We start from the raw sequence: 20,124 nt of genomic DNA, 5'->3' as shown, positions 1-20,124 counted from the left end.
ATCAGCCAAGCGGGCCTGGAGAGTGCAGGTCGAGGGGATACATGACCACAAACCTGGCAACCGCCGATTCGCGTACGAGCGACCTCGCCGTGCGGGAGACCGCTGACGAGCGTTTGCGGCTCTTCCTGGAGCTGCCCGCCGACCACCCCGGCCGGGCCGCCGCGCGGGAACGCGCCATCGAGGCGTGGCTGCCGCTGGCCCGCCACCTCGCCCGGCGCTACCACAACCACGGCGAGCCGGCCGACGACCTGGTCCAGACCGCGGCCGTCGGGCTCATCAAGGCGATCGACCGGTTCGAGCCGGAACGCGGCATCGAGTTCACCGGCTACGCGATCCCGACGATCCTGGGCGAGATCAAGCGCCACTTCCGCGACCGTACGTGGGCCGTGCGCGTGCCCCGCCGGCTCCAGGAGCTGCGCCTGGCGATCTCGAACGCGAACAGCACGCTGACCCACACGCTGGGCCGGTCGCCGACGGTCGCCGACATCGCCCTCCACCTCGGCGTCAGCGAGGACGACGTGCTCGACGGCCTCGAAGGTGCGCTCGCCTACCAGACGACGTCGCTGTCGACGCCCGTCGGCGCGGAGGGTGCCGGCGAGCTGGGCGACATGCTGGGCGCGCCCGACCAGGAGTTCGAGCTCGCGGACCTGCGGGTCTCCCTCGGCCCGGCCCTGGCCAAGCTCGACGAGCGGTCGCGGAAGATTCTCACGCTACGGTTCTACGGCAACCTGACCCAGACCCAGATCGCCGAGCAGGTGGGCATCTCCCAGATGCACGTGTCCCGCCTGATCACCCGGGCCCTCGCCCAACTCCGCGGCGACCTGGAGTCTGCGTAGTGCCGCGACCCTGACGACGCGTGACGGAGGGTGAATGAGCCAGAGCTGGGCTTACGTGTACGAGCATCCGGGCAGCGACCCGTCGGTCGATCGGCACGTGGTCGAAGGCGGCGGCCAGCGGACGGTGCTCGTCGCCGTGCCGGACGCGGGCACGGCGGTCGAGGTGGCGCGCGCGTTGGTCGACGACGGCGTCGGGCTCATCGAGCTGTGCGGCGGGTTCTCGACGGCCGCGGTGGCGGAGGTCGTGCGTGCGGTCGGCGACCGGGTCCCCGTCGGTCATGTCACCTTCTCCGTCGAGAACGTGCCGGGGGCCGCGGCCTACAGCGCGGCGTTCACGGCCGAGCAGGGCTCAGGGCGTCGGTGAGTGCCCGCGGCGTGATGTTGCGTCCGGAGACGACGGCGACGACGGGATCGTTCGACGGCACGAGGCCGGCGAGCACCGCGGCCACCGCGGCCGCGCCGGATCCCTCCGCGACGATGCCGCGGTCGAACGCCAGGTGACGCAGGGCGTCGCGGATCTGGTCCTCGGTCACGGCGACCAGCTCGTCGACGTGGTGGGCGACGAGGCCGACGGTCACGGAGCCGGGCTCGATGTTGCCGGCCATCCCGTCGGCAAGCGTCGGTCCGACCTGGACGGTCACGTGCTGACCGGTGCGCACGGCCGTCGACACGGCCCGTGACGCGGCGGCTTCGACGCCAACGACGCGTACACCGGGCTGCCGGGACGCCCACAGCCCGAGCCCGGACGCCAGCCCGCCGCCGCCCACTCCACACACGACGGTCATGGGGCCGGGCGCCTGGGTCGCCAGCTCGAACCCGATGCTCGCCTGGCCGGCGATGACCGCCCCGTCGTTGTAGGCGGACACGTAGTGGGCGCCCCGCGACGCCAGGTGCAGCGCGTGCGCCTCGGCCTCGTCGTAGCTCCCGCCGACCTGGACCAGCTCCGCACCGAGCGCCCGTAGGGCGTCGACCTTGGCCGCGGACGCGGTCGTGGCGGTGACGATCGTCGCCGTGCGCCCGAGCCGCCGCGCGGCCCAGGCGACACCGAGGCCGTGGTTGCCGGCGGAGGCGGTGACGACCGCGACGTCGGGAGCCAGCCAGGAGAGCGCGACGAGCGCGCCACGCACCTTGAAGGACCCGGTGGGCTGGAAGCTCTCGACCTTGAGCCGCGGCCCGGCGCCGCCCGCGTCCAGCAGGGGAGTCGGCGGCAGGGTGCCGGACACGACGGCCCAGGCCCGTTCCAGATCGTCGAGGGTGGGTTCGGTGACAGCGCGTGAAGTCATCGATCAGCTTTCTCGTGCCGGCAGGTCACACCAGTGTGCCGCGTCGTTTGGTGGGCCTTGTCGCAGGGAAATACACGGACGTCACCAACGTGGCGCACACCCTCGAGGAGGAACCCCCCATGACCGCAGGTGGGATCATCACCGCGCTGATAATCGGTCTGATCATCGGTGCTCTGGGTCGGCTGGTCGTGCCCGGGCGTCAGAACATCCCGTTGTGGCTGACGCTCGTGATCGGTGTCGTGGCCGCCCTGATCGGCTCGGCGATCGCGCGGGCCGGTGGCTTCGCCGACACCGACGGCTGGATCGACTGGCGTGAGCTGCTGCTGCAGATCGCCCTGGCCGCCGTCGGCGTCGCGATCACGGTCGGGGTCGCCGGCCGAGGTCGGCGCGGCGTCACCCGCTGACTTCTCTTACGGTGCCCCGGCCGACCCGGCCGGGGCACCGCTGTGTCCGAAGCGGACTAGCCGCGCGTGCCCGACGGGTCGACCAGGCGGCGCCAGCCCGCCTCGCTGTAGCAGAACGGCTCCGTCGCGGCCAGGAACGCGCGCAGGTGCGGGATCAGCCGCTCGGGCGCCGTCTCGTGCGGGAAATGGCCGGCGTCGGTGATCTCCGCCGTGTGCAGCGCCGGCAACCGCCGGGCCACCGCCCGCTGGTGGTCCGGTGGGATCGTCCGGTCGTCGCTGCCCCAGGCGAGCAGCACGGGCAGGTCACCGAGGAGCGTCAGGTGCGGTGCGGCACTGACCGTCTGCCCGTGGCGGTCGATGACCGTACGGGCCGTGCGGACGAACGTCCGCCGCTGCCGTGCCCCCGCCAGGCCGTGCAGCGCGTCGGCGACGGTACGGGTGTCCTGCCGGGCGAGGAAGGCGGGCAGCGCCGACAGCACCCCCCGGACGACGGTGCCGGGCAGCCGCGCCAGCCCGGCGACGGCCCACTCGGCGGAGGGGAGGGTGGCGGCCCGCAGGGCGGGGCTCACCTGCGTGCCCAGCCCGCCGCTGCTGATCAGCACGAGCCGGTCGGTGCGGTCCGGGAACTGGTACGCGAACTGCATCGCGATCCCTCCGCCGAGGCTGTGTCCCACGACGGTGGCCGACGGGTGGCCCAGGGCGACGAGCAGGTTGCGCAGCGCCGCGGCGTGGGCGCCCAGCGAGTAGTCGCCCGGCGGGGCCGCCGAGTCCCCGTGGCCCGGCAGATCCGGTGCGATCACGGTATGCGCCGCGGACAGCGGCTCGACGAGGTGACGCCAGGTGTGCCGGGTGCCGCCGAGTCCGTGGACCAGCAGCAGCGGCGGGCCGCTGCCGAGGATGGTGCAGGCGATGGTGCCGCTCGCCAGGGCTATGTCGGTGCCGCGGTGCGGCAGGGCGGGGCCGGTGATCGTGTCTCCTGGAGGTGAGGGCGGGGCGGGCTACGACGGGTGCCCGGCCCGCCACAGGCCAAACACCGGATCCGGACAGGACGACGTGACCCGCGACACGGGTGCCGCGGCCGATTGGACCCGCCTGGCTCGCAGCCAACGACCTGACCCGGCCTGCCTGCTCGGGCGCTCCTTCGGCGCCGAGGTGGTCGCCGCGACCGCCGCCGCGGCGAGCGATCGGGTGCGGGCGGTGGTGCTCGCCGCGCCGACCAGCGACCCCGCCGCCCGCAGCCGCACCGCGCAGATCCTGCGCTGGCTGCGCGACGTGCCACGGGAACCGCTGTGGCAGGTGCCCCTGTTCGCCCGCGACGCCTCACAGGGTGCGCAGCGCGTCGGTGGGGGAGAGGCGGGCCGCCCGTAGGGCCGGGTACAGGCCCGCGCAGCCGCCGATCAGGAGCGCGGCCAGGAGACCCGCCCCGACGGCGTACGCGGGCACCAGCGTCTGCCATCCCCGGGCCGTCGCCAGGGCGAAGGTGACCGCCGTGCCCAGCATGATCCCCGCCAGGCCGCCTGCCGCTCCGAGCAGCAGCGACTCCACGAGGAACTGCGCGCCGACGTGGCCGCGGGTGGCGCCCAGGGCGCGGCGCAGGCCGATCTCGCCCCGGCGTTCCAGCACGGAGATGACCAGCACGTTGGCGATGCCGATGCCGCCGACCAGCAGCGCCACCGCGCCGAGGCCGAGCAGCAGCACGGTGGTGCCGTCGGCGACCGCGAGGCGGGCGGTGAGCGCCTCGGACGGCCGGCTGACGGCGACCTCCTCGGGGTGCGCGGGGTTCGCGGCCCGGGCGAGGAGGCCGGCCACCTCGTCGGTGCGTTCGGTCTGGGCGCGTACGAAGATCCTCGTCGGCCTGCCCTCGTAGCCGAACTCCGTGCGGGCCGCCGTCGCCCCGATGATGGCCGCGGTGTCGAGTTCGGGCGCGAGGTCCACCGGGGCCAGCACGCCGACCACCGTGTACCAGCGATCGCCGAGGTAGACCCGCGGCTGCCCGGTGACGTCGGGGATGCCGAGCACCGTCGCGGCGTAGCTGCCGAGCACGACGGCCGGATAACGGCTCACCGCTGCATCCAGGAAGCGGCCGTGCAGCACCCGGCCGTCCAGGGTGATGAGCAGGGCCGGGTCGGCGACCCGGACCGACAGGCCACCGGTGCGGCCGCTCGGGATCCGGTCGTTGCGGTAGACGCGTACGGGCAGCGTCGCGGTGGCCGACGACGACAGGACCCCGGCGGTACGCGCCACCCCCTGCCCGGCGGTGACCGGCAACTGCGCCTCGGCGCCGCCGGTGGTCTTGCCGGTGGCGACGGTGAGCAGGTTGGTGCCGACGCGGTCGATCTGGGCGAGCACCTCGGCCTGGCTGGACCGGGTCACGCCGAGCACCGCGACCATGGCCGCGATGCCGATGGCGATGCCGAGCACGGACAGCGCCGCCCGGCCGGGCCGCGACCGCAGGCCCACCGTGCTGACCGGCAACAGGTCGACGGGACGCAGGCGTGACCTCATGACGCGCTCCCCGTGTCCAGGACGACAAGCCCGTCGCGCAACTCGACGCGGCGCCGCATCGCCGCGGCGACCCGCTCGTCGTGGGTGATCACCACGATGGTGACCCCGTCGGCGTTGAGCTCCCGGAGCAGCCGGATCACGCCCTGCCCGGTGACGGAGTCGAGGTTGCCGGTCGGCTCGTCGGCCAGGAGCACGGCGGGCCGGCCGACCAGGGCCCGGGCGATCGCCACCCGCTGCCGCTCGCCGCCGGAGAGGTGCGCGGCCGGGAAGTCGGCGCGGTGCGCCAGGCCGACGCGGTCGAGCGCGGCCCGGGCCGCCGCCCGCCGTCGGGCGCCGGGCACACCCCGGTAGAGCAGCCCGGTCGCGACGTTCTCCGTGGCGCTGAGGCGGTCCAGCAGGACGAACTGCTGGAACACCACGCCGAGGTGGTGCGCCCGGACGCCGGAGAGTTGCCGGTCGCCGAGCTTCTCGACCGGGCGACCGGCGATCCGCACGGACCCGCCGGACGGCCGGTCCAGCGCGGCGGCGAGGTTCAGCAGGGTGGTCTTGCCGGAGCCGGACGGGCCGAGGACGGCGACCAGGTCGCCGCCGCGCACGGTGACCGTGACCCCGCGCAGCGACTCGACCGGCGGCGGGCCCGGATAGACCTTCCGTACGTCCAGGAGTTCGAGGACCGCGGTCATGAGGCCGGCACCTCCACCGACTGGCCGTCCGCCAGGCCGCTGACGATCTCCACCTGCCCGGTGCTCTCGTCGAAGCGCCCCGGTTCGACCGGCGCGGTCCCGCCGCCGGCCAGCCGCACCTGGTAGCCGCCGCCCGGGGCCGCCAGCAGGGCGGCGATGGGCAGGAGCAGCACGTCGCGCTGCTGCCCGGTGGTGACGTCGACCGTCACCGGCGCCTCGTCCAGGCTGAAGCCGCGCGGCAGGCTGAGCGTGACGGTGATCTGGACGGTCGCGGCATCCGGATTCGCCTGCTGCTCGTCGCCGGCCGGTGCCGTGGCGACCTGGCCGATCGCGGTGACCCGGCCGGGGACGGCGGCGGTGTCCGGCAGCGACACCCGCACCTCGTCCCCGACGCGGACCCGGCCGCGGGCGGCGGTGTCGAGGCTGGCCACGACGGCCCGGTTCGTCGAGGTCCCGGCGAGCACCGTCGCTCCGGGCGCGACCGCGGCGCCCACCCGCGCCTGCGTCGCCGTCACGCGCAGCGGTGCGGGCAGGAACACGACCTGCCCCTGGGTGAGCCGCCCGGTCCGCGCGTACGCCCCGCGCCCCCAGGAGGCCTCCCAGCGCCTGATCGCCGCGGCCGTCGCCGCGCTGAAGTGCCGGTCGACCGTGCCCGGGCGCAGGCCCATGGCCGCCAGGTTCGCCTCGAGTTGCCGCACGTCGGGGCCGTCGCTCATGCCGGACCGGAAGTCCCGGTAGACGGGCACGTCGCCCAGCAGGAGGCGGACCGGCGCGTCCGACACCCGGAACAGGATGCCGCCGCGCCCCACCGTCGTCCCCGGCGCGGCCGCCGCCGTGAGCACGCCCGGGACACCCTGGTAGTCCACCGCGTAGGTCCCCGTGTAGGCGAGCGTGCCCTCGACGCGGACGGTCCGGGTCAGGGTGCCCCGGGTGGCCGTGGCGGTCCCGGTGGCGATCGGGGCCGTGGGCGTCGTGGTGGCCGTGGGCTCGGCCCTGACCGCGTAGGCCACGCCGACGGCGAGCGGGACGGCGACCACGAGCGCGACGACCGCGCCGGCGCCGCGCCGCCATCTCATTTCTTTCCCCCGCCGGAGTTGTCGCGGACGTTGACCTCGCCGCTCCAGACGCTGCGGCACGCGTCGTTCGCGCTGTCCATCAGGTTCCCCGGCACACCGTCGGCCAGCGGGGTGTCGGAGAGGTCGAACACGCCGTCGGAGTCGGGGTCCGGCCAGGCCGGGATGCCGTGCGTGCGCAGGCAGTCCGCGTACTCGCCGAGCTTGCGCAGGTCGTCGGCCGTGAGCTGCTGCCGGGGACGGAACGCGTTCGGCGGGTACCTGTCCTCGATCGGCTTGCACGCCTCGATGACGTCGGGGCGTTTCACCGCGTCGTCCTTCCAGTTGTAGCCGTCGGCGGGCGGGAAGGAGAGATAGCCCTCCTCGCTGAGCTGCGCGTCCGGCATCCGCGGCAGGCCCTGGTCGCGCATGCACCGCACCCATTCCTGGCCGAGCGCGAGCAAATGCTGGCCGCTCGCCGACGGGGAGGCCGACGGCGTGCCGGAGCCGGTCGCCGCGCCGGCCTGGCAGCCGGCGAGCCCGGCCGCGACCAACAGCGCGAGGAACGCAGTGGACTTCGTTCGCGTCATGGCCCCAGCCTGGCCGCCGGCGGGCGTGACCTCGTCCGACCACCGTTCCAGGTTCGGCCGCGGGTGGTGCCGCCGATGTAGTACCTGAGTCTGACGGCGCCGGCGGCCGGCGTTCCTACGATGGGAGGCATGTCCCGGGCCGTGCCGCGCCAGTTGCTGACGGATGCCGGCCTCGCGTTGGCGCTGCTGGCCGTGACCGTCGGGCCGGGGCTGGTGAGCGGGCTCCTCACACCGCAGAAGGTCGGCGACCCGACCAGCTTCGCGAGCCGGGCGGGCATCCCGCCGGACGTCGCCTGGTGGGCGTGGGCCGCGCTGGCGCTCGCCGGCGTCGTGATCAGGCGCCGGCGGCCGGCCGTGGCGCTCGTCCTCACGAGCGTCGGGACCACCGGTCACCTGCTGCTGCAGACCAAGTTCCAGCTGCTGGTGCTGGCCCTCCCGCTGGTGCTCTACACGGTGGCCACGGTCGCCCGCCGGCGCCGGCTCGTCCTGGGCGCGCTCGCGGCGACGATGATCCTGACCTATCTCGCGATGCTCGGCAGCCGGCTCGACCTCGTGCACGACCAGGCGGCGGCGGCCAAGAAGCTCGCGCAGCAGCACGTCGCGCCGGTGGAGGCGGTGCGGCCGACCACGGCCGAGGTCCCCGTCGACGCGCTCGTCGACGCGGGCCAGAGCGCGCTCGAGATGTGGCTCCTGCTGGTCGCGGCGTACGCCGTCGGCGACAGCGTGCGCAGCCGCCGCGCCCACCTGGCCGCCGTCGAAGCGCGCGCGGCCGACCAGGCCAGGCAGGAACGCCAGCGGGCGGCGCTCGCGGTGGCCGCCGAGCGGACCCGCATCACCCGGGAGCTGCACGACGTCGTGGCGCACGGCATGTCGGTCATGGTCGTGCAGGCGCAGGGCGCCGCCGCGGCGCTCGACCGGCATCCGGAGCGCTCGGCCACCGCGTTGCGGCACGTCATCGAGGTCGGGCGGTCGTCGCTGTCCGAGATGCGCCGGCTCCTCGCCGCCGAACGCACCGACGAGGCCGAGGACGCCCGGCTCACCCCGCTGCCGGGCGTCGGCGTCATCCCCGATCTGGTCGACCAGCTGCGGTCGGCGGGGATGCGGATCGACCTGGAGATCGAGGGGGAGCCCGCGGTCGTGCCCGCCGCGGTCGACCTGTCCGCGTACCGGATCGTGCAGGAAGCCCTGACCAACAGCCTCAAGCACGCGGGTACGGGCGCCGGCGCGCGGGTGCGGCTGCGGTTCGAGCCGCGGTCCGTGCGGGTGGAGGTGACCGACGACGGCGCGGGGCCGCCCGACGGGGTGGACGGCTACGGCAACGGCCTGCGCGGCATCGCCGAACGGGTCGCCCTGCTCGGCGGCGCGCTGGAGACCGGGCGCGCACCGGACCGCGGCTTCCGGCTCGCGGCGACGCTGCCGCTCGAAGCGCGGCGATGACGATCCGGGTGGTGCTGGTCGACGACCAGACGCTGGTGCGCACGGGGTTCCGGCTCGTGCTCGACGAGACCGACGACATCGAGGTGGTCGGTGAGGCCGCGGACGGTTCGACGGCGCTCGACGTGGTCTCGCTGACCCGGCCCGACGTCGTGTTGATGGACGTCCGCATGCCGGGCGTCGACGGCATCGAGACCACGCGCCGCATCCGGTCGAGCCGGCAGCCCGCCAGGGTCATCATCCTGACGACCTTCGACCTCGACGAGTACGTGCTGGCGGGCCTGCGCGCCGGCGCCAGCGGCTTCCTGCTCAAGGACGCCCTCGCGGCCGACCTGGTGTCGGCGGTGCGGGCCGTCGCCGCCGGCGAGTCGGCGGCGGCCCCGAGCGTCACCCGCCGCCTGATCGCGCACTACGTGAGCCGGGCACCGGCCCCGCGGGCGGCCGACGCGCGGCTCGCGGCCCTCACCGCCCGCGAGCGGGAGGTGCTGACGCTGGTCACCCGGGGCCTGTCCAACGCCGAGATCGCCACCGCCCTCGTGCTGTCCGAGAGCACCGTCAAGACCGACCTCGGTCGGGTCCTCACCAAGCTCGACCTGCGCGACCGCGTCCAGGCGGTCATCCTCGGCTACGAGTGCGGCCTCGCCGCCGACGAGTGAACGCCCCCGGGCCGCGACTACCGTTGGAGGCATGGCAGTTGTGAAGATCAACGCGATCGAGGTCCCCGAGGGCGCCGGCCCGGAGTTGGAGCGGCGGTTCGCCGCTCGGCTGCACGCCGTGGAGAACCAACCCGGCTTCCTCGAGTTCCAGTTGCTGCGTCCGGTGTCGGGCGAGAGCCGCTACTTCGTCTACACCAAGTGGGACAGCGAGGAGTCCTTCCAGGCGTGGTCCAACGGCCCGGCCAAGGAGGCCCACGCCGGTGCCCGCGCCAAGCCGGTCGCGACCGGCGCGAGCCTGCTGGAGTTCGAAGTCGTGCAGAACGCCTGACAGCCTCAGGAACGGTCCTCGGCGCGCCGGGCGCCGCGCTCGTGTGCGGGGCCGACGCCCTCGTCCGAGGCGCGCGTCCGCGGCGCCTGGCTCGCCGGCTGCTCGTCCGCCGGTGAACCCGTCGCCCGGCGTGTCGGCCGGATCCGGTGAGCTCATCTCGGGGTCGCGCACCGGCCCGGTCGCGCCGCCGACCTTCGCACCGTCCTTTGTGGCCGCGTCCGGCTCCCGGACGTCCGCGCCCTCGCGACGGCCTTCGTACGGCGGGATCTCCTTGCCCTGCGTGTCGATCTCGTCAGGACGGTTCGACTTCGCGGTCATGTCCCTCTCCTTCGCTCGGCGGCGGCCGGGCCACGCGCATCAGGAGTGAGAAAGTCCGTGGTGCCGCGAGGGGCCACCAGGTCCACCTCGGGTGCGCGGCGTGCCGATGCCGGGCTCCGAGGCACCGGTTCCAGCCTACTCCCGGCACGGTGACCGGCCACGTCGCCGCGGTCCCGGGACCGTGCGGCCCGTTCCGGGCCGCCACCCCATGGTCAACAGCCGTGGGCGATCGTCCGGCGCGTCACCCGACGGCGACGCTGAGGCGTGGGCGCCGTTTGACCGTGTCGCGCGCGGGTATCCGTTCTCCGTCGTCCTGCATGGACGGGTGGCTAGGAGGCGACACATGCACGCGCGGATCCGGGTGCTCGGGCACCCCGTACACCCCATGCTGGTGATGTTCCCGGCGGCGCTGCTCGTCACCGGCACGATCTTCGACCTGCTGTGGCTGGTCAGCGACAACGCTGTCTTCGGTGAGGTAGGTTTCTGGACCATTTCCGTCGGCATCATCGGCGGAGTTCTCGCCGCGCTGACCGGATTCGCGGACTGGACGAAGATTCCCGACGGCACCCGCGCCAAGCGGGTCGGCCGGCTGCACGGCCTGCTCAACGCCGTCGTCATGGTGCTGTTCGCCGTCGCCTGGTTCGTCCGGGTCGACAACGTCGGCCACGCCGTCGGCGGCGGCGCGTTCGTGCTCGAGGTGCTCGCCGTCCTCGTCGCCGGCGGCGCCGCGTGGCTGGGCGGCGAACTCGTCGACCGCCTCGGCATCGGGGTCGACCCCGACGCCCACCCGGACGCGCCGAGCTCCGTCGCCCCGCGGCAGCGGCGGCCCGCCGACACGACCGTCACCCAGCCCTGAGCCGTCGAGGAGTTCCGCCATGCCCGACCGTACGGTTTCCGACGTCCTCGTCGAACGGCTCACCCAGTGGGGCGTCGACCGCGTCTTCGGCTACTCGGGCGACGGCATCAACGGGGTGATCGGGGCGCTCCGCCGCGCCGGGAAACCCCAGTTCGTCCAGGCGCGCCACGAGGAGACCGCGGCGTTCATGGCGGTCGGGCACGCCAAGTACACGGGCTCCGTCGGTGTCTGCCTGTCCACGCAGGGCCCGGGCGCGGTGCACCTGCTCAACGGCCTCTACGACGCCAAGCTCGACAGCAAACCGGTCGTGGCCATCGTCGGCCAGCAGCTCTCGACGGTGCTGGGCACCGCCTACCAGCAGGAGATAGATCTGGTACGGCTGTTCGGTGACGTCTGCGCCCAGTTCGTCCAGGCGGCGCAGACGCCCGAGCAGGTGCCGGTCCTGGTCGACAAGGCGTTCCGCACCGCGCTGGCGACGCGCAGCCCCACCTGCGTGGTGCTGCCCCACGACGTCCAGACCGCGGCCGCGCCGGAGCCGACGGAGCACCGCCACGGCGTGCTGGTCACCAGCCCCGGGCTCCGGCCGGCCCGCGTCCTGCCCTACGACGACGACATCGCCGAGGCCGCGGCCGTGCTGGACGCCGGCGAGCGGGTGGCGATCCTCGTCGGCCAGGGCGCCCAGGGCGCGGCCGACGAGGTCGTCGAGCTCGCCGAGCGGCTCGGCGCGGGCGTCGCGGCCTCGCTGCTCGGCAAGCCCGTGCTGGACGAGCGGCTGGCGTTCCACACCGGTGTGATGGGCCACCTGGGCACCACCGCCAGCGCCCACCTGATGAAGCGGTGCGACACGCTGCTGCTCGTCGGCACCAACGACCCGTGGACCGAGTTCTACCCGGCCCCGGGCCAGGCCCGGGCGGTGCAGATCGACATCGACGGCCGCCGCCTGGGCGCGCGCTACCCCGTCGAGGTGCCGCTGCTGGGCGACGCGCGGGAGACGCTGCGCGCGCTGACGGCGGCGGTGAAGCCGAGCCGGGACGGCGCCTGGCGCGCCGAGGTCCGCGGCAGCGTGGCGAAGTGGGACGAGATCGCGACCGCCCGCGCGGCGGCCGCCGCGGACCCGCTCAACCCGCAGCTGGTCGTCCGCTCGCTGAACGACCATCTGCCGGCCGACGCGCAGGTCGCGGTGGACGTCGGCTCGGTCACCTACTGGTACGCCCGCCACCTGCGGCTGCCGCCCGGCGTGCCGGCCCACCTGTCCAGCACGCTCGCCTCGATGGGCTCCGCCCTGCCGTACGGGCTGGCCGCCAAGCTCGCCCGTCCGGACCGCCCGGTCCTGGCCCTGATCGGCGACGGCGCGATGCAGATGAACGGCCTCGCGGAGCTCGTCACGGTGGCGGCCCGCTGGCGCGACTGGGCCGACCCGCGGTTCGTGGTGTGCGTGCTCGACAACCGCGACCTGGCCGAGGTGAGCTGGGAGCAGCGCGAGACGGAGGGCGAGCCCCGGTTCGCGGCGTCCCAGGACCTGCCGGCGGTCCCGTACGCGCGCTGGGCCGAGCTGCTCGACCTGCGCGGCATCCGGGTGACGTCGCCGCGCGACATCGGATCGGCCTGGTCCGCGGCCCTGTCGGCGGACCGGCCGACCGTCATCCACGCGGTGGTGGATCCCGCGGTGCCGCTGCTGCCACCCGACCAGCCCACGGAGAAGATCGCGCCGATGTTCGCCGGACTGCGCGCCGAGGACGGCCCGGCGGCGCGGCGGGCCGAGGACCACCTGCGCCGGGAGCGCGCGGACGAGGGCTACGACGAGGGCTGACCGCGTTTCGAGAAGGGAGACTCCATGCCAGCTCGCGAGGACCTGCCGAGCACCCTGCGCCGGTCGTCGAAGAAGGCGCAGGACACGTACGCCGAGACCCTGGACGCGGCGACCGAGCAGTACGGGCCCGGCGAGCGCGCCCGGCGTACCGCGATGTCGTCCCTGAAGCACTCCTTCGAGAAGGTCGGCGACCATTGGGAGCCGAAGGAGCGCAAGGGGCCGAGCGACGCCCAGGCCGCGCGCACCAACCGCGCGCGGCCGGGGAAGACGGCGGCCGGCGTCGACGCCAACGCCTCCAAGGCGCACCTGCTGGACATCGCGAAGCGGCTCGACATCAGGGGCCGCTCCCGGATGACCAAGGCGGAGCTGGTCGAGGCGATCCGGAAGGCCAACGCCCGCGCCGACCGCAAGGCCCGCTCCTAGCCCGGCTCAACCCTTGCGGCCCGTGGTCGCGATGCCGGCGATGAAGTGGCGCTGGGCGAGGAAGAACACGATGATCATCGGGATCGTGGCGATGACGCTGCCCGCGAGCACGATGTGCCAGTCCTGCTCGCCGCCGTACCCCGAAGCGGTCCAGCACGACCTTGAGCCCGCGGGGCAGCGTGAACAGGCTCTCGTCGCGCAGGTAGATCAGCGGTTTGACGAGATCGGTCCAGCTCGCCTTGAACTCGAAGACGAGGACGACCAGCAGCGCCGGGCGGATCAGCGGGAACGCCACCCGCCAGAACAGCGCGGGATAGCTGGCGCCGTCGACCCGGGCCGCCTCGAACAGCTCGCGGGGCAGCGAGAGCAGGAACTGGCGCAGCAGGAAGATGTAGAAAGCCGACCCGAACAGGTTGCCCGCCCAGAGCGGCACCTGGGTGTCGGTGAGCTTCAACTCCGACCAGATCAGGTACGTCGGGATCATCGTGACCGCGAACGGCAGCATCATGGTCGCCAGCACCAGCCCGAAGAGCAGGTCCCGGCCCGGAAACCGGAAGTACGCGAACCCGAACGCGACCCAGGCGCTGGACAGCGTCACCGAGACCGCCGCGGCCGTGCCGACCACCGCGCTGTTGAACAGCCACAGCGGCAGCGGCACCGCCTGGAACGCCTCCCGGTAGTTCTCCGGGTGGAACGGCAGCGGGAGCAGCCCGGTGGAGAACACGTAGCCGGGCTCGCGCAGCGACGCGCTGACCAGCCAGACGAACGGGATCACGAAGATCACCGCGGCGACGACCAGCGCCGCCACGAAGACGATCCGCCACGGCCCGCGCCGCGGCAGTGTCACGATTCCTCGCTCTCGTAGTAGACCCACCGCTTGGAAAGCCGCAGCTGCACGACGGTGATGACGAGGATGACCAGGAAGAGGAGCCAGGCCAGCGCCGAGGCGAAGCCCATGTGGAGGAACTGGAAGGCCTGCTGGAACAGGTAGATGACGTAGAACGTCGAGGCGTCGGCGTCGAAGCGCTGCTGGGTGCTCTGGTTGCCGAAGAACATCGTGTAGACCTCGGTGAACATCTGCAGCGCCGCGATCGTGTTGACGATCAGCGTGAAGAACAGCGCACCGGAGATCATCGGCAGCGTCACCGAGCGGAACCGCTGCCACGACCCGGCTCCGTCCACCGTGGCCGCCTCGTGCAGTTCGCGCGGCACGTTCTGCAGGGCGGCGAGGTAGATGACGACCGTCGAGCCGAGGCTCCACAGGCTCATCAGCACGATGCCCGGCATGACCCAGGCGGGGTCGGTGGTCCAGCTCGGCCCGTCGATCCCGAACCAGCCGAGGAAGCCGTTGACCAGCCCGTCCTGGGTGTTGAGCAGCAGCAGGAACAGGATGCCGACGGCGACCGCCGGCGTCATCACCGGCAGGTAGAACACCGTGCGGAAGAACCCGGACAGCCGACCGACCCGGTTGAGCAGCAGGGCCAGCCCGAGCGAGATCGCCATGGTCAGCGGTACGTGCAGCACCGTGTAGTAGACGGTGTTGCGCAGGCTGCGGGCGACCATCGGGTCGGCCAGCATCTGCCGGTAGTTGTCGAGGCCCACGAACCGCGGCGGGTTGACGATGTCGTAGTCCGTGAAGCTCAGCCACAGGCTCGCGACCATCGGCCCGGCGTAGAACACCAGGAACCCGACGAGCCACGGCGCCAGGAACAGCACCCCCCACCGGGCCTCCCGCCGGGCCAGGGTCGGGCGGCGACGCGGAGCCGCCATCTAGCCGGCGGCCCGGTTCAGCGCGGCCGACGCCTCACGCTGGCCGCGGGCGAGGTCGGCGCTCCCGTCGCCGCCGCCGGACAGGGCGCGGTTGACGGCGTCGTACCAGGCCTTGTCGAACTCGGCCCCGGCCGGCGACGCCGGCAGCGAGAAGCCCTTGTCCTGCACCGACAGGATCGTCGCGACGGCGTCGTCGAAACGCTTGTTGCCGCTCGGCCGGTAGAGCTCCGCGAAGATCCGCTTGTCGGCCTCGACGTTGCCGGTGTAGAGGCCGGTGAACGGCGTCCTGTCGGCGGCCCGCTTGTCGGCGCGTGCCTTCGCGGCCGCGTACCAGGTGTCGGTCGCCGTCATCGTCTTGGCGAACGTGCAGGCGGCGTCCGGGTTCTTGGCGCCCTTCGGCACGACCCAGGCCGACCCGGACGCGAACGTGAGCGGCTGGCCGGCGCGGTCGACGAACGGGCGCACGACCAACTCGGCGTCCGGCGTCTCCCGCCCGGCGACGTTGAGGAACCAGTCCTCCATCGGCCAGACGGCGATCTGGTTCTTCGCCAGCGGGCTCTGCGCGCCGAAGAAGTCGAACGTGTCGCGGAACGCCTTGAAGGCGCCCCAGCCGCCCTGGTCCTCGATCAGCGAGAGGCCGGTCCGCAGCGCCTCGGCGACCTTGGGGTCCGCGAGGTTGGCGGTCCGGCCGTCGGCCGCGAGCAGGTCGGCGCCGTTGGCCTTGGCCCACATCGGCAGGAACTCGGGGATCTTGGGGTCGATGCCGATCCGGGTCAGCTTGCCGCCCTCTACCTTGGCCAGCTTGGCGTTGAGAGCGGCGAGGCCGGCCCAGTCGGAGAGGTCGACGTCGTCGGGCGTCAGGCCGGCCTCGCGCAGGATCGCCTCGTTCATGTAGACGACGCGGACGCTGTAGAACTCGGGGATCCCGTACACCTTGCCGTCGAGGGTGACCTCGTCCTTCGCGGCGGGCCGGTACTGCGCCATGTCGATGCCCTGCTTCGCGACGCAGTCGTCGAGGGGCAGGATCGAGCCCTGCTTGGCGTACGTGCCGATCAGCTTGCGGTTCAGGTAGACGAGGTCGGGCGGGTTCCCGGACGCGACGGCCGAGAGGAACTGCTGCTCGTCGAACGCACCCTCGGTGATGGTGACCGGAATGTCGGGGTGCGCCTTCTTGAAGGTCTCCACCCGGGTCGTGGCGATCTCGTCGGGCAGGCTGAAGCCCAGCGTGCTGATCGCGCCCTTCCCGGCGGCCCCGCCACCGCCGCTGTCGTCGTTGCCGCCGACCCCGCCGCACCCGGCCACCGCGAGGGTGACCGCCGCGAGCACCGCGACGCTACGAACACGTGCCATCTACGCCTCCCCGAACACCAGACCGGCATCGGCGCCGGCCGGGGAGGCGGGTTCCCTATGACAAGCGATTGAAACTCAGTGTCAACCGCTGACCTTGCCTGTCCGTCAGGATCGGTCAGCGGCGGGTGATCCGGGCCGAGGGCGTTCCGTCCGCGCAGGTCACCGTCATCGTGACGTGGTCCTGGCCGTGCCGGAACGTGACCGCCGCGACCGTGGCCGGGCCGGGGTCGACCTCGTCGAGCGCGTAGCCCCTGCCGGGTGTCCAGGCCGTCAACCTCACCCGGTCGGTGGTCGAGCACGCCGCGTCGACGGTGCCGCCCTCGGACGAGAGCCGCTGCGCGGTGCCCCAGGCGGGCGGCTCCGCGGCCGGCGAGGTCGGCGCCGGAAGGGTCGGCGCCGGCGGTGGTGGCCCGGCGGTCGGCCGGGTCACCGGTGGACCGGTCCCCTCCGGTGGCGTGGTGGGGTCGGGCAGCACGACCGGGCCGGCGGTCGGGGCCGGTGCGCCGCCCAGGTCTTCGCGGCCCGCGTCCGCGGTCGGGGTGGCCGTCGGCGACCGCGGTGCCCCATCCACCGGTGCGCGGGCCGACCCGTCCGGGCCGAGCAGCCACCAACCGCCGGAGGCCAGCAGCACCGCGGCCGCCGCGGCCACGGTGAGCGGGCGGCGCAGCGACCGGGGCGCGGGGGAGACCGGCGCCGCGGCGACGGGGAGGTCGTCGTGGACGGTCCGCAACCCGGCCGCGCGGGCCAACGTCGCCGCGACCAGCGCGGCGGTCGGGCGCGCCGCGGGGTCGCGGGACAGGCAGGCGTGGCAGAGGTCGCGCACCTCGGGCGGGACGCCGCCGATCGCCGGTAGCGGCGCGGGGTCGCTGAACACGTGGGCGGTCATCACGGCGCTCTTCGTCCCTGCCGGCCACGGCGTGTGGCCCGCCAGCAGCTTGTAGAGGACGACGCCGAGCGAGAAGACGTCCGAGGCCGGCTCGACCGCGTCGTAGGTGATCCGTTCGGGGGCGAGGTAGGCCGGCGTCCCGTACAGCTCGCTCGCCGGCGCCGCCGGGCCGCCCGGCTGGGCGGGGGCGGCGATGCCGAAGTCGACGACCTTGGCACCGAGCGGGGTCACCATGATGTTGGCCGGCTTGATGTCGCGGTGGACCAGCCCCGCCTCGTGCGCGGCGGACAGAGCGGCGGCGACCTGGGCGCAGAGGCGGAACGCCCCGGTCGGGGTGAGCGGGGCGTGCTCGCTCAGCGGCCGACCCGTCACCAGCTCCATCACCACGAACGGCGCGCGTTGCTCGTCGTCGGTCTCGCCGAAGTCGTGAACCTGGGCGATGTGCGGGTGTGACAGCGCCGCGGCCATCCGCGCCTCGTCGCGGATCCGCCGCCGGGCCGGCTCGTCGATGGACTGCGCGTCCGAGAGGACCTTGACCGCGACGGCGCGGCCGAGCACGTCGTCGTGGGCGGCCCAGACCACCGCGGTGCCGCCGTCGCCGAGCCGCTCCAGGAGACGGTAGCGACCGATCAGCACTCCGTCGTCCCGCATCGGCCCAGTCTGCACATATTGATGATCGACTGCATCTCGGTGGGCGTTATCGGACCGGCAGCGGGAGCGTGTCGCCGCGGGCGATGGGGTGCACGGCGGCGACGTCGCCGGCGCGCGCGACGAAGTCCGCCAGCGGCGAGGTGAAGACGCTGTAGTCGTCGTAGTGCACCGGCACGGTCAGCGCCGGCCTGATCAGCCTGGTCAGCTCCGCGCCCTGCCGGCCGTTCATCGTGAGCAGCAGTCCGGCCAGCCGGGTGCCACCGAGGTGGATGATCATCGCGTCGATGTCGCCGTACCTGCGGGGGATCTCCGCCAGCACCGGCCGCAGGACCGTGTCCCCGGTGATGTAGAGCCGCAACCGGTTGGTTCCCTCGGTCTCGAGGTCCACGACGGAGCCCATGACGTCGGGCAGCAGGCGGTCGACCAGCCCGGGACCATGCCGGCCGGGCACCGCGGTGATCCGCAGCGACTGCCCGTTCCGCTCCCGGGAATGCGTCCGCCAGGTCGGCAGCCCGTGGACGTCGGTGAAGTTCCAGCGCCGCAGCCGCCCGGTCGCCTGCGGCGTCGTGACGATCGTGAGGTCGTGCGGCAGCTTGTCCCGGGCGACGCCGTCGAAGTGGTCGCCGTGCAGATGCGACAGCAGCACCGCGTCCAACGGCGGCAGCTCCTCGATGCCGAAGGCCGGGCCGCGCAGGCGGCGGGTGAAGGCGCCATAACCGAGATGGACCCGACTTCCCGCGGGTACGAAGTTCGGATCGGTCAGCAGGGTGAACTCACCGAGCCGGAGAACCGTCGTCGCGTTCCCGACGAACGTCACACTCGCGCCGATGGTCGGGTCCATCCGGCCCGCGTACCCGCGCTCCGGCGATGTATGCGTCGTGGTTTGGACCCGGCCGGTCGGTGGAACACGCGATGCGTGACCGTTCACGTCGGGACGTCGGGTTGGAGCTACGACCACTGGGCCGACGTCCTCTACCCGCCGCGGCTGCCGCCGGCGCGGCGCCTGGCCACCTACGTCGAGCACTTCCGGACGGTCGAGCTCAACGCCAGCTTCTACCGCTGGCCCCGGCCCGCCATGTTCGCCGGTTGGCACCGGCGCCTGCCGGCCGGCTTCGAGATGGCGGTGAAGGCGCCGCGCTGGCTGACCCACGGCCGGCGGTTGCTCAACCCGGACGATTGGGTACGCCGCATCGAGGAGGGCCTGCACGAGCTCGGCGACAGGCGTGGGCCGCTGGTGGTGCAGCTCCCGCCGGACCTGGAGCGCGACGACGGCCGCCTCGACGGTTTCCTCGGCCTCGTGCCGACGTGGATCCGCGTCACGGTCGAGTTCCGCCACCCGAGCTGGCACGACGAGGCCGTGTTCGCCCTGCTCGAACGCCACGGCGCCGCCTACTGCGTGATGAGCGGCGCGAAGCTGCCGTGCGTGCTGCGGGCCACGGCGCCGTTCGTCTACGTGCGCCTGCACGGCCCGGACGACCGCCACCTCTACGCGGGCTCCTACTCCGACGACAGCCTGCGCTGGTGGGCGGAGCGGATCGGGGAATGGCGGGCGCAGCACCGGGACGTCTACGCGTATTTCAACAACGACGGCGAGGGCAACGCGGTCCGCGACGCGACGACGCTCCTGCGGCACCTGCGCTGACGATCGCCGTCAGCTCGTCCCGGACTTCGTGACGAAGGCGCGCAGGGCGTGTGTGACGAGTGTGTCGAGCTGGGCCGCGTCGGGCATGCCGAGGTGGAAGACGAGACGGTGGTAGATCGGCCCGTAGACGAGGCCGAGCGCGACGTCGAGGTCGGCGTCGGCGGGAAACTGGCCGTCGCGCTGGGCCTGGCGCAGGCGCTCGTCGAAGCTGTCGATCCGTGGTCGGATGAGGCGTTCGCGCAGGTCGTGTGCCAGCTCGTCGTCGTGCATGGCCTCGGCGATCAGGCCGGCGACGGGGGACCGGTCCGACGGCGTGAGGAGCGCGACGACCGCCGCGAGCTGGTTGCGCAGGTCGGTCGCGAGGTCACCGGTGTACGGGTGGGCGGCGACGGCCTTCGCCCGTTCGTCGACGGCGTCCAGCATGACGGCGCCCTTGGAGGGCCACCACCGGTAGATCGTCTTCTTGCTGACGCCGGCGCGGGCCGCGATGGCCTCGACCGTGAGCCGTCCGTAGCCGACCTCGGCGCACAGCTCCAGCGCCGCGTCGAGGATCGATCGGCGACTGGCCTCGTTGCGGCGCAGCGGGTTGGGCGGCGTCGGCACGACGCCAGCATACCGGGAAACGACACGTGTCGTGTTGACACATG

The 20,124-nt window shown here is 73.4% G+C and carries 23 protein-coding genes; 11 read left to right on the top strand and 12 right to left on the bottom strand.

Going from position 1 to position 20,124, the window contains the following annotated elements; all coding sequences use genetic code 11:
• The first annotated feature begins 41 nt into the window (after positions 1-41).
• Together Asi02nite_RS29800 and Asi02nite_RS29795 are read left to right on the top strand one after the other, a co-directional pair.
• Positions 42-836 carry a SigB/SigF/SigG family RNA polymerase sigma factor gene (locus tag Asi02nite_RS29800; RefSeq protein ID WP_203717320.1) on the top strand — a complete coding sequence of 265 codons (795 nt, stop codon included), beginning with the start codon at positions 42-44 and terminating at the stop codon, positions 834-836.
• Positions 837-870: 34 nt separating this feature from the next.
• Complete coding sequence (locus Asi02nite_RS29795; RefSeq protein WP_203717319.1) at positions 871-1,200, top strand: DUF6506 family protein; 330 nt, start codon at positions 871-873, stop codon at positions 1,198-1,200.
• Here Asi02nite_RS29795 and Asi02nite_RS29790 read toward each other — a convergent pair.
• Entirely contained in the window at positions 1,169-2,119 is a 951-nt protein-coding gene (locus Asi02nite_RS29790) for a threonine ammonia-lyase (RefSeq protein WP_203717318.1), read from the bottom strand. The two genes, Asi02nite_RS29795 and Asi02nite_RS29790, sit on opposite strands and share 32 nt — an antisense overlap.
• 119 nt (positions 2,120-2,238) lie before the next feature.
• Here Asi02nite_RS29790 and Asi02nite_RS29785 point away from each other — a divergent pair, with 119 nt between their 5' ends.
• On the top strand, positions 2,239-2,523 hold the full coding sequence (locus Asi02nite_RS29785) for a GlsB/YeaQ/YmgE family stress response membrane protein (protein WP_203717317.1): 285 nt from the start codon (positions 2,239-2,241) through the stop codon (positions 2,521-2,523).
• 56 nt (positions 2,524-2,579) lie between these two features.
• Here the strand turns inward: Asi02nite_RS29785 and Asi02nite_RS29780 are convergent, their stop codons facing one another.
• Positions 2,580-3,395, bottom strand: a complete 816-nt coding sequence (locus tag Asi02nite_RS29780; protein WP_239127228.1) for an alpha/beta fold hydrolase — start codon at positions 3,393-3,395, stop codon at positions 2,580-2,582.
• 181 nt (positions 3,396-3,576) lie between these two features.
• Here Asi02nite_RS29780 and Asi02nite_RS29775 point away from each other — a divergent pair, with 181 nt between their 5' ends.
• Positions 3,577-3,891 (top strand): serine aminopeptidase domain-containing protein, encoded by a 315-nt coding sequence (locus tag Asi02nite_RS29775; RefSeq protein ID WP_203717316.1) that lies wholly within the window; start codon positions 3,577-3,579, stop codon positions 3,889-3,891.
• On the opposite strand, the gene Asi02nite_RS29770 is transcribed toward Asi02nite_RS29775, so the two are convergent.
• Genes Asi02nite_RS29770 through Asi02nite_RS29755 form a run of 4 tightly spaced genes read right to left on the bottom strand, consistent with a single transcriptional unit; the run spans position 3,844 to position 7,353 of the window.
• On the bottom strand, positions 3,844-5,028 hold the full coding sequence (locus tag Asi02nite_RS29770; RefSeq protein ID WP_203717315.1) for an ABC transporter permease: 1,185 nt from the start codon (positions 5,026-5,028) through the stop codon (positions 3,844-3,846). The two genes, Asi02nite_RS29775 and Asi02nite_RS29770, sit on opposite strands and share 48 nt — an antisense overlap.
• On the bottom strand, positions 5,025-5,711 hold the full coding sequence (locus Asi02nite_RS29765) for an ABC transporter ATP-binding protein (RefSeq protein WP_203717314.1): 687 nt from the start codon (positions 5,709-5,711) through the stop codon (positions 5,025-5,027). Before Asi02nite_RS29765 ends, Asi02nite_RS29770 begins: the two co-directional genes overlap by 4 nt.
• Positions 5,708-6,787, bottom strand: coding sequence for a peptidoglycan-binding domain-containing protein (locus Asi02nite_RS29760; protein ID WP_203717313.1), 1,080 nt, complete (start codon positions 6,785-6,787; stop codon positions 5,708-5,710). The genes Asi02nite_RS29765 and Asi02nite_RS29760 overlap by 4 nt, the downstream gene beginning before the upstream one ends.
• Positions 6,784-7,353: a hypothetical protein gene (locus tag Asi02nite_RS29755; protein ID WP_203717312.1), complete on the bottom strand. Its 570-nt coding sequence runs from the start codon at positions 7,351-7,353 to the stop codon at positions 6,784-6,786. Before Asi02nite_RS29755 ends, Asi02nite_RS29760 begins: the two co-directional genes overlap by 4 nt.
• 129 nt (positions 7,354-7,482) lie before the next feature.
• Here Asi02nite_RS29755 and Asi02nite_RS29750 point away from each other — a divergent pair, with 129 nt between their 5' ends.
• From Asi02nite_RS29750 to Asi02nite_RS29725, 6 genes are all read left to right on the top strand, one after another.
• A complete protein-coding gene (locus tag Asi02nite_RS29750) occupies positions 7,483-8,790 on the top strand; it encodes a sensor histidine kinase (RefSeq protein WP_203717311.1) in 1,308 nt (435 codons plus the stop codon).
• Positions 8,787-9,443, top strand: a complete 657-nt coding sequence (locus Asi02nite_RS29745) for a response regulator transcription factor (protein WP_203717310.1) — start codon at positions 8,787-8,789, stop codon at positions 9,441-9,443. The genes Asi02nite_RS29750 and Asi02nite_RS29745 overlap by 4 nt, the downstream gene beginning before the upstream one ends.
• 31 nt (positions 9,444-9,474) lie before the next feature.
• Positions 9,475-9,771, top strand: coding sequence for a mycobilin-forming heme oxygenase MhuD (gene mhuD / locus Asi02nite_RS29740; protein WP_203717309.1), 297 nt, complete (start codon positions 9,475-9,477; stop codon positions 9,769-9,771).
• A 661-nt stretch (positions 9,772-10,432) separates the two neighbouring features.
• On the top strand, positions 10,433-10,945 hold the full coding sequence (locus Asi02nite_RS29735; protein ID WP_203717308.1) for a DUF2231 domain-containing protein: 513 nt from the start codon (positions 10,433-10,435) through the stop codon (positions 10,943-10,945).
• A 19-nt stretch (positions 10,946-10,964) separates the two neighbouring features.
• Positions 10,965-12,755: a thiamine pyrophosphate-requiring protein gene (locus Asi02nite_RS29730; RefSeq protein WP_203717307.1), complete on the top strand. Its 1,791-nt coding sequence runs from the start codon at positions 10,965-10,967 to the stop codon at positions 12,753-12,755.
• Between the two features lie 24 nt (positions 12,756-12,779).
• Positions 12,780-13,178, top strand: coding sequence for a ChaB family protein (locus Asi02nite_RS29725; RefSeq protein WP_203717306.1), 399 nt, complete (start codon positions 12,780-12,782; stop codon positions 13,176-13,178).
• Here Asi02nite_RS29725 and Asi02nite_RS29720 read toward each other — a convergent pair.
• The 5 genes from Asi02nite_RS29720 to Asi02nite_RS29700 all read right to left on the bottom strand — a co-directional run bounded on the left by Asi02nite_RS29720 (position 13,090) and on the right by Asi02nite_RS29700 (position 18,676).
• On the bottom strand, positions 13,090-14,025 hold the full coding sequence (locus Asi02nite_RS29720) for a carbohydrate ABC transporter permease (RefSeq protein WP_239127224.1): 936 nt from the start codon (positions 14,023-14,025) through the stop codon (positions 13,090-13,092). The two genes, Asi02nite_RS29725 and Asi02nite_RS29720, sit on opposite strands and share 89 nt — an antisense overlap.
• Positions 14,022-14,948 (bottom strand): carbohydrate ABC transporter permease, encoded by a 927-nt coding sequence (locus Asi02nite_RS29715; RefSeq protein WP_203717305.1) that lies wholly within the window; start codon positions 14,946-14,948, stop codon positions 14,022-14,024. The genes Asi02nite_RS29720 and Asi02nite_RS29715 overlap by 4 nt, the downstream gene beginning before the upstream one ends.
• Positions 14,949-16,298 carry an extracellular solute-binding protein gene (locus Asi02nite_RS29710; RefSeq protein WP_203717304.1) on the bottom strand — a complete coding sequence of 450 codons (1,350 nt, stop codon included), beginning with the start codon at positions 16,296-16,298 and terminating at the stop codon, positions 14,949-14,951.
• 115 nt (positions 16,299-16,413) lie between these two features.
• Positions 16,414-17,835: a serine/threonine-protein kinase gene (locus tag Asi02nite_RS29705; RefSeq protein WP_203717303.1), complete on the bottom strand. Its 1,422-nt coding sequence runs from the start codon at positions 17,833-17,835 to the stop codon at positions 16,414-16,416.
• 46 nt (positions 17,836-17,881) lie between these two features.
• Entirely contained in the window at positions 17,882-18,676 is a 795-nt protein-coding gene (locus tag Asi02nite_RS29700; RefSeq protein ID WP_203717302.1) for an MBL fold metallo-hydrolase, read from the bottom strand.
• A 75-nt stretch (positions 18,677-18,751) separates the two neighbouring features.
• On the opposite strand from Asi02nite_RS29700, the gene Asi02nite_RS29695 reads away from it, so the two are divergent.
• Positions 18,752-19,477: a DUF72 domain-containing protein gene (locus Asi02nite_RS29695; RefSeq protein WP_203717301.1), complete on the top strand. Its 726-nt coding sequence runs from the start codon at positions 18,752-18,754 to the stop codon at positions 19,475-19,477.
• Positions 19,478-19,486: 9 nt separating this feature from the next.
• Here Asi02nite_RS29695 and Asi02nite_RS29690 read toward each other — a convergent pair whose 3' ends face one another.
• On the bottom strand, positions 19,487-20,080 hold the full coding sequence (locus Asi02nite_RS29690) for a TetR/AcrR family transcriptional regulator (RefSeq protein WP_203717300.1): 594 nt from the start codon (positions 20,078-20,080) through the stop codon (positions 19,487-19,489).
• Positions 20,081-20,124 lie beyond the last annotated feature (44 nt).

It is taken from the genome of Asanoa siamensis, assembly GCF_016862555.1.
GTDB lineage: Bacteria > Actinomycetota > Actinomycetes > Mycobacteriales > Micromonosporaceae > Asanoa > Asanoa siamensis.
This window is presented reverse-complemented; position numbering and strand designations above follow the sequence as displayed.

Bases quoted from the DNA above. Each gene is read 5' to 3' on its own strand.
- Asi02nite_RS29800 (WP_203717320.1), top strand. From the start codon at position 42: ATGACCACAAACCTGGCAACCGCCGATTCGCGTACGAGCGACCTCGCC.
- Asi02nite_RS29795 (WP_203717319.1), top strand. From the start codon at position 871: ATGAGCCAGAGCTGGGCTTACGTGTACGAGCATCCGGGCAGCGACCCG.
- Asi02nite_RS29790 (WP_203717318.1), bottom strand. From the start codon at position 2,119: ATGACTTCACGCGCTGTCACCGAACCCACCCTCGACGATCTGGAACGG.
- Asi02nite_RS29785 (WP_203717317.1), top strand. From the start codon at position 2,239: ATGACCGCAGGTGGGATCATCACCGCGCTGATAATCGGTCTGATCATC.
- Asi02nite_RS29770 (WP_203717315.1), bottom strand. From the start codon at position 5,028: ATGAGGTCACGCCTGCGTCCCGTCGACCTGTTGCCGGTCAGCACGGTG.
- Asi02nite_RS29765 (WP_203717314.1), bottom strand. From the start codon at position 5,711: ATGACCGCGGTCCTCGAACTCCTGGACGTACGGAAGGTCTATCCGGGC.
- Asi02nite_RS29760 (WP_203717313.1), bottom strand. From the start codon at position 6,787: ATGAGATGGCGGCGCGGCGCCGGCGCGGTCGTCGCGCTCGTGGTCGCC.
- Asi02nite_RS29755 (WP_203717312.1), bottom strand. From the start codon at position 7,353: ATGACGCGAACGAAGTCCACTGCGTTCCTCGCGCTGTTGGTCGCGGCC.
- Asi02nite_RS29750 (WP_203717311.1), top strand. From the start codon at position 7,483: ATGTCCCGGGCCGTGCCGCGCCAGTTGCTGACGGATGCCGGCCTCGCG.
- Asi02nite_RS29745 (WP_203717310.1), top strand. From the start codon at position 8,787: ATGACGATCCGGGTGGTGCTGGTCGACGACCAGACGCTGGTGCGCACG.
- mhuD (WP_203717309.1), top strand. From the start codon at position 9,475: ATGGCAGTTGTGAAGATCAACGCGATCGAGGTCCCCGAGGGCGCCGGC.
- Asi02nite_RS29735 (WP_203717308.1), top strand. From the start codon at position 10,433: ATGCACGCGCGGATCCGGGTGCTCGGGCACCCCGTACACCCCATGCTG.
- Asi02nite_RS29730 (WP_203717307.1), top strand. From the start codon at position 10,965: ATGCCCGACCGTACGGTTTCCGACGTCCTCGTCGAACGGCTCACCCAG.
- Asi02nite_RS29725 (WP_203717306.1), top strand. From the start codon at position 12,780: ATGCCAGCTCGCGAGGACCTGCCGAGCACCCTGCGCCGGTCGTCGAAG.
- Asi02nite_RS29715 (WP_203717305.1), bottom strand. From the start codon at position 14,948: ATGGCGGCTCCGCGTCGCCGCCCGACCCTGGCCCGGCGGGAGGCCCGG.
- Asi02nite_RS29710 (WP_203717304.1), bottom strand. From the start codon at position 16,298: ATGGCACGTGTTCGTAGCGTCGCGGTGCTCGCGGCGGTCACCCTCGCG.
- Asi02nite_RS29705 (WP_203717303.1), bottom strand. From the start codon at position 17,835: ATGCGGGACGACGGAGTGCTGATCGGTCGCTACCGTCTCCTGGAGCGG.
- Asi02nite_RS29700 (WP_203717302.1), bottom strand. From the start codon at position 18,676: ATGGACCCGACCATCGGCGCGAGTGTGACGTTCGTCGGGAACGCGACG.